The following is a 7,056-nucleotide window of genomic DNA, read 5'->3' as shown; positions in this document are numbered from 1 at the left end:
CTCCTTCGGCTCTAACTCGTTTTTGTCCAAAAACGAGTTTACCCGACCGTCTGCTCCTCGCTCATAGCTGCCTGTCAGATAAAGTCTAAACCTATTTGCTTATACTGTCAGATCAGATATGAGCTATTACACTTAATTACTAAATAAAACTATCTGTGTATTTTGATTCATAAAAAAAGCCCTTCAAATGAAGGGCTTTACTACACACAACAATCTATCTATTTAATTTAGCGTACCCTTACTTGCACTTAAGCGTTGCTTCATCTGCTTTGTTTGGTACAAATTTGATATCTGATACCGACACAGAGGCTTTACCTGAGCTGTGCAAACTAAATGGACTTGTTAAACTCGCAAAATTTACGCCTTTATCAGCAAAGCATTTAAGGTCAATCGATACTGACTGCCATTTACTAAGTAAACTACTATCAACAACGTTAGCTAGGTTAATACTTTCACCACATTCACCTGAACACATTGCAAGTGAAAGTTCATTACCAAGCGCTTGGTTAAGCTTTATGTCAAAACTAATTACGCCATTTGCTTCAACATAAGTAATAGTATCTTCAGCAAAACTCGTTACTATTTCTGCGCTCGCTTTTTCACTACCGTTGAAATTAAACTGACGAGCATCTTCTTGTACAACCTTATCTTCAGTTCGGTATTTTATAGCGCCAAACTCATGGGTACTGCTCGACACATCTAACAATTCATCACCTGATTTGAGCAATAAGCGCCATGGCGCAACCGGTGCTCCCACTAAAATATCCATACTGGTTAGTGATGAATTATCTAATTGCGAATTTTCATCTAAATTATCCGCAAGTATATTTTTATCGCCATAGGTTAAACCAAAGCCATACGGTAATAACGGCGAGTAATCTTTATCTCCCTTATTAACCGTTGTTTGAACTGCCGTTTTAGGCCATGAAAAAGAAAGTTTGCCTTTAAAATCGTGGTTAACACTACCGTCGGCTGCTTTTAGTAGCACATCTGCAACACCACCACCTTCAGTACCAGGTAACCATGCTGCTACAAATGCATCAGACGCATTAAGTTCACTGTTTACCCACATTGGACGACCAGAAATAAATACAGAAACAACGTTTATTCCTTGCGCTTTTAATGACTTTAACAGCGCTAACGATTTTTTATTGCCGCGCTCAAATTCAAGGTTATCTCTGTCACCATGACCCTCCGCGTAAGGTTCTTCACCAAATACAACAACGGCTACATCGGGTTTTTGCTCAAAAGAGCCATCATCACTGAGGGTAACTTTACCGCCTGCGGCAGTAACTTGCTCTTCTAAGCCTTTATAGATTGACGTGGCTCCTGGGAAGTCAGCATTTTTATTGTTAGTGCCCTGCCAAGTAATACTCCACCCACCAGACTGTTTACCGATATTATCGGCACCGTCACCGGTAATAAGTACATGTTGATTTGGCGAAAGCGGCAATAAGCCATTTTTATTTTTAAGAAGTACGAGTGACTCACGTACTGCTTGTCGTGCTACTTCACGGTGATCTTGTGCGCCAATTAATTCTGTTTTACCTGAATATAAACGGTTTGCTGGACTTGGCTTATCGAATAAACCCGCGCGTAGTTTTACACGCAATACACGTGCAACAGCATCGTCAATACGCGCCATGCTAATTTCGCCGGATTTAACTTGCGCTATGGTATTTTCATACAGTGGTTTCCAAGCACCCGTTGGCACCATAAATATATCTAGCCCAGCATTAATAGCTTGTGGGCAGCTTTCGTTGGTACAGCCTTTTATTTGTCCATGTCCATTCCAGTCACCAACAACAAACCCGTCAAAACCCATACGTGTTTTTAATACATCGGTCAGTAAATATTTATTACCGTGATTTTTAACACCGTTCCAACTGTTAAACGACGCCATTACAGACTGACTACCCGCCGATAACCCACCTACATAACCTTGTGCATGAATATCAAATAACGATTGCTCACTGTCTATATTGTTACCTTGATCGTCACCATCAACAGTGCCGCCATCACCTAAAAAGTGTTTAACAGTACTAATTACACGTTTATCACTTAAGAAGTCTTCATCTGCTTTACCTTGTAAGCCATTTACAATAGCTGCTGAATACTCACGCACTATTGCAGGGTCTTCAGAATAACCCTCATAGGTTCTACCCCAGCGATCGTCACGTACAACTGCAACGGTTGGCGCAAACACCCAATCAATACCTGTAGCCATAACTTCTACAGCGGTAACAGCTGCAATTTGTTCAATTAGGTCAGGATTATTAGCCGCACCTAAACCAATATTATGTGGAAATAACGTAGCACCAATCACATTATTATGACCATGCACTGCATCTGTTCCCCACATAGTAGGGATTTTGCTACCGTCTATTGAATCATCAACAGACGCTTGATACATTTTTTCAGCAAGGGCAACCCAATCTTGTGGTGTGGCATGTTTATCCCCATTAGGAAACGCCCCACCACCGTTTAAGTAAGAACCAAAACCGTATTTACGCATATCTTCAACGGTAATATCGCGTATTTCAGGCTGAATCATTTGCGCTACTTTTTGCTCAAGTGTCATTGAGTTTAAATAACTCGCTATTTGCGCTTCTATTTCTGCATCTTTTTTAACCGCAATATTGAGCTTGGGCCATATTTGTTCAGCACTAGCGTGCGCTTTAGCACTATCAGCTTGTTTAGTATTGTCGTTTGAACAAGCTGTTAATGTTGTCACTGAGGCAACCAATGTTGCTAATGCAATTTTATTGAGCGTAAAACGTGTGTTCATTATAAAGTCTCCTTAGCTTGAACAGGTTTGCTGCCACTTAAGCCGTAAAATACGATGAATAGATAACATAAAATTGGTAAAGCATACGAAAGTTGAACCCCAACACTATCAGCAAGTGCACCTTGTAAAAGCGGCACAATTGCACCGCCTACAATTGCCAAACACAAAATGCCCGAACCTTGCGCTGTGTGCTTGCCTAAGCCATTTAGTGCAAGGCTAAAAATAGTAGGAAACATAATGGAGTTAAATAATCCAACTAATAATATTGACCACATTGCTAATTGACCAGATGTGCTCATGGCAATAACCACTAAAATAATAGCCATGGTTGCATTAAAACCAAGCACTTTACCGGCAGGAAGTTTTTGCATTACAGCCGCGCCAATAAAACGCCCAACCATTGCACCGCCAAAGTAATATGTAATGTAATGAGCCGCGACATGTTCTTTTAATCCAGCAATATTTTCTTGCGCTAAAAAGCTAACTAAAAAACTACCAATCGCAACTTCCGCGCCCACATACATAAATATGCCTACCGCACCCAAAACAAGGTGGCGATACTGCCATGCACTCCCTTCAATAGTGTCTGATTTCTCGGCAGCTTCTTTTTGCTCGCTCATAATGTCTGGAAGCTTAAGCCATGCAAACACACCAGCTAATACAATTAGCATTGCAGCAAGCAGCAAGTAAGGAAGTTGAACTGATTCGGCATTTTGCGCCGGTGTTAAAAAAGCATCCGACGCTGAGCCTAGTATTAATAATGCACCAAATGACGGTGCAACCGTGGTACCAAGCGCATTAAATGCCTGTGTTAATGTCAAACGAGAAGACGCTGTTTTTGCAGGACCTAATAAGCTTACGTATGGGTTTGCAGATACCTGTAATAAAGTAATTCCGCTTGCTAAAACAAATAGCGCAAACAAAAATACAGGATAGTTATGCATTTGTGCCGCTGGATAGAATAATACACACCCAACTGCAGCAATTAGTAACCCGACAACAATGCCGTTTTTATAACCCAGCTTTTTCACAATAAGCCCGCTGGGTATAGACATTAAAAAGTAAGCACCAAAAAAACAAAACTGCACAAGCATAGCCTGCACGTATGTTAAATCGAATACCGCTTTTAAATGCGGGATTAGAATATCATTTAGGCAGGTAATAAAACCCCACATAAAAAATAGCGTTGTTAACGATGTAAGTGCAAATCCATAATTATTATCGCCTGTGTTTTGCGATTGTGTGTGTGTTGTCGTAGGTGCTGAACTAGCCATGTGCTCTCCGCAATTTATTATTATCGTTAACCTTCTCTGTATTGTTAATAAATTGGCGGCTAAGCCATGCTATTAAAGAGTTGACCTGAAGGTTAATTAACATTAATCTTAAAAATGTAAGCGCTTTCACAGCTAATTAAATACGAACACGTAACATAATTCAACAATTTTTATTTTTTTATCAAGTCGAGAGTAAGCTACGAGGCAGTAAATATCGGCGCTAAAAGTGCAATTTAGGTTTTAAAAGGTTTGTAACTAATGACTAAAATATCTTTACCAACTTGTTCACCTCTATTAACAAAAGAGTTTATTTATGGTGTAGCAACAGCGTCTTTCCAAATAGAAGGTGGATCAACTCACCGTCTGCCGTGTATCTGGGATACCTTTTGTGATACGCCAGGTAAAATAGCTGATAACTCAAATGGGCATGTTGCATGCGATCATTACAATAATTGGAAAAAAGACATAGATTTAATCGAATCATTAGGAGTAGATGCTTACAGACTTTCTATTTCTTGGCCTCGTGTTATTACAAAAAGTGGTGAGCTTAACCCTGAAGGCGTAAAGTTTTACACCGACATCTTAGATGAACTGAAAAAGCGCAATATCAAAGCGTTTGTCACGTTATACCACTGGGATTTACCTCAACACCTCGAAGACGAAGGGGGTTGGTTAAATCGAGAAACAGCTTATGCGTTTGCTCACTATGTTGATTTAATTACCTTTGCATTCGGTGACCGAGTCCATTCATACGCTACCTTAAATGAACCTTTTTGCAGTGCTTTTTTAGGTTACGAAATTGGCATTCATGCGCCAGGTAAAGTGGGTAAACAATACGGGCGCAAAGCCGCCCACCATTTGTTATTAGCACATGGCCTTGCCATGACCGTATTAAAGCAAAACTCACCGACGACTTTAAACGGTATCGTGCTTAATTTTACTCCCTGTTATAGCATCTCTGAAGACGCTGATGACATTGCTGCAACAGCGTTTGCAGATGACTACTTAAACCAGTGGTACATGAAACCCATCATGGATGGTACATACCCAGCAATTATTGAACAATTACCGTCAGCACATCTGCCAGATATTCACGATGGTGACATGGCTATTATTTCGCAATCAATTGATTATTTAGGTATTAACTTTTATACCCGTCAATTTTATAAAGCGCACCCTACTGAAATATATGAGCCAATAGAGCCTACTGGCCCGCTAACCGATATGGGCTGGGAAATTTACCCTAAGTCGTTTACAGAGTTATTAGTCACACTTAACAATACCTATACCCTACCGCCTATTTTTATTACTGAAAATGGCGCAGCTATGCCCGACAGCTATAATAATGGTGAAATCAATGATGTAGATCGACTAGACTACTACAACAGTCACCTAAATGCCGTTCACAATGCAACAGAGCAAGGCGTTAGAATAGACGGCTATTTTGCCTGGAGCCTAATGGATAACTTTGAATGGGCAGAAGGTTACTTAAAAAGATTTGGTATAGTTTATGTAGATTACAGCACACAGCAACGTACTATAAAAAATAGTGGCCTAGCCTATAAAGCATTAATCTCAAATAGATAAAAAAACGTATTTATTAACGCAACTAAAAAAACATAAAGCGAGATAAAGCAACCATGGTTAGTGTAAAAGAAAAAATAGCCTACGGATTAGGCGACACCGCCAGTAATATTATTTTCCAAACGGTAATGATGTTCCTAATGCTTTACTATACCGACGTGGTGGGCTTATCCCCCGCTGTTGTTGGTACTATGTTTTTAGCTGTTCGCATTTTTGACGCCGTAACCGACCCCCTAATGGGCAACCTAGCTGACAAAACACATACTCGATGGGGGCATTTTCGCCCTTACCTACTATGGCTTGCGCTCCCTTTTGCCATTATTAGTATTTTAGCGTTTACTACACCCGACTTAGAAGGCACTGACAAAATAGTCTATGCCTTTAGCACCTATACCTTACTGATGGTTGCTTACACTGCTATTAATATACCTTATTGCGCACTCGGTGGCGTGTTAACCGCAGACGCAAAAGAACGTGTCACTATTCAATCGTACCGTTTTGTATTTGGGATGCTTGGTGGTGTTATTGTTGCTGGATGCACCATGCCAATGGTTGAATACTTTGGCCAGGGCGATAACGCTAAAGGTTACCAGCTAACCATGACCGCCATGAGTATTTTAGGCCTTGTGCTGTTTTTACTTTGCTTTTTAGGCACCAAAGAACGTATTCAACAACCCAAAGAACAAAACATCCCTTTTGCTAAAAGTATTCAAGCCCTAGTAAAAAACGATCAATGGCGTACCTTGTGTATTGCTGCATTTTTCTTGCTGACTGGCCAAGTACTTAGGCTAACTCTGGCGGTTTATTACGTCAAATACTACCTCGGTCGGGAAGATTTAATTACTCTATTTATGACCCTAGGTGTAGTTGCTAGTATGATAGGTTGCGCAGTTGCACAACCTCTAGCTGCGCGTTTTTGCAAAATAAAGGCCTACATCAGCTTACAACTTATCGCTGCAACTATTTGTGGATTTAGCTATTTTATTGGCAGTGAACAACTGGTTCTCGCGTTTGCTGCTTTTATTCTATGGAAATTCTTTTTAGATATGGCGACACCACTCCTATGGGCAAAAATGGCTGATACCATAGATTATGGTCACGAAGTAACGGGATTACGGATTACGGGCTTAGTTTACTCCGGTGTTATATTTTTTATTAAGATGGGTGTTGCTGTTGGAGGTGCCATTGCGGGTTGGTTATTATCATTTTACAGTTATCAGGCTGATGTGACGCAAACAATGAGTACTCAGCAGGGAATTTTACTGTCGTTTACTGTACTACCCGCCCTAGGATCCCTTTTTGTAGCATATACAATGAAAAAATATACATTAACTAACCAGGTTGTTGAAAATATTCAATCAAAGCTAACCACAGTCAACAACACTAAGGTATGATTTAGCTGATTAAGTT

The 7,056-nt window shown here is 40.3% G+C and carries 4 protein-coding genes; 2 read left to right on the top strand and 2 right to left on the bottom strand.

The genetic code is table 11. From position 1 onward, the window contains the following. Positions 1-238: 238 nt before the first annotated feature. Positions 239-2,788, bottom strand: a complete 2,550-nt coding sequence (locus tag AC27JL_RS17465; protein ID WP_487196200.1) for a glycoside hydrolase family 3 protein — start codon at positions 2,786-2,788, stop codon at positions 239-241. Further along, on the bottom strand, positions 2,788-4,062 hold the full coding sequence (locus tag AC27JL_RS17460; protein ID WP_006792235.1) for a sugar MFS transporter: 1,275 nt from the start codon (positions 4,060-4,062) through the stop codon (positions 2,788-2,790). The genes AC27JL_RS17465 and AC27JL_RS17460 overlap by 1 nt, the downstream gene beginning before the upstream one ends. 258 nt (positions 4,063-4,320) lie before the next feature. On the opposite strand from AC27JL_RS17460, the gene AC27JL_RS17455 reads away from it, so the two are divergent. Next, positions 4,321-5,649, top strand: coding sequence for a GH1 family beta-glucosidase (locus AC27JL_RS17455; protein ID WP_487196199.1), 1,329 nt, complete (start codon positions 4,321-4,323; stop codon positions 5,647-5,649). 53 nt (positions 5,650-5,702) lie between these two features. Continuing rightward, entirely contained in the window at positions 5,703-7,040 is a 1,338-nt protein-coding gene (locus AC27JL_RS17450) for a glycoside-pentoside-hexuronide (GPH):cation symporter (RefSeq protein ID WP_487196198.1), read from the top strand. The last annotated feature ends 16 nt before the right edge of the window (positions 7,041-7,056 follow it).

It is taken from the genome of Pseudoalteromonas sp. 4NS20-0020, from assembly GCF_057554385.1.
This window is presented reverse-complemented; position numbering and strand designations above follow the sequence as displayed.

Excerpts from the sequence above, each read along its gene's own strand:
- AC27JL_RS17465 (WP_487196200.1), bottom strand. The coding sequence starts at position 2,788 with ATGAACACACGTTTTACGCTCAATAAAATTGCATTAGCAACATTGGTT.
- AC27JL_RS17460 (WP_006792235.1), bottom strand. The coding sequence starts at position 4,062 with ATGGCTAGTTCAGCACCTACGACAACACACACACAATCGCAAAACACA.
- AC27JL_RS17455 (WP_487196199.1), top strand. The coding sequence starts at position 4,321 with ATGACTAAAATATCTTTACCAACTTGTTCACCTCTATTAACAAAAGAG.
- AC27JL_RS17450 (WP_487196198.1), top strand. The coding sequence starts at position 5,703 with ATGGTTAGTGTAAAAGAAAAAATAGCCTACGGATTAGGCGACACCGCC.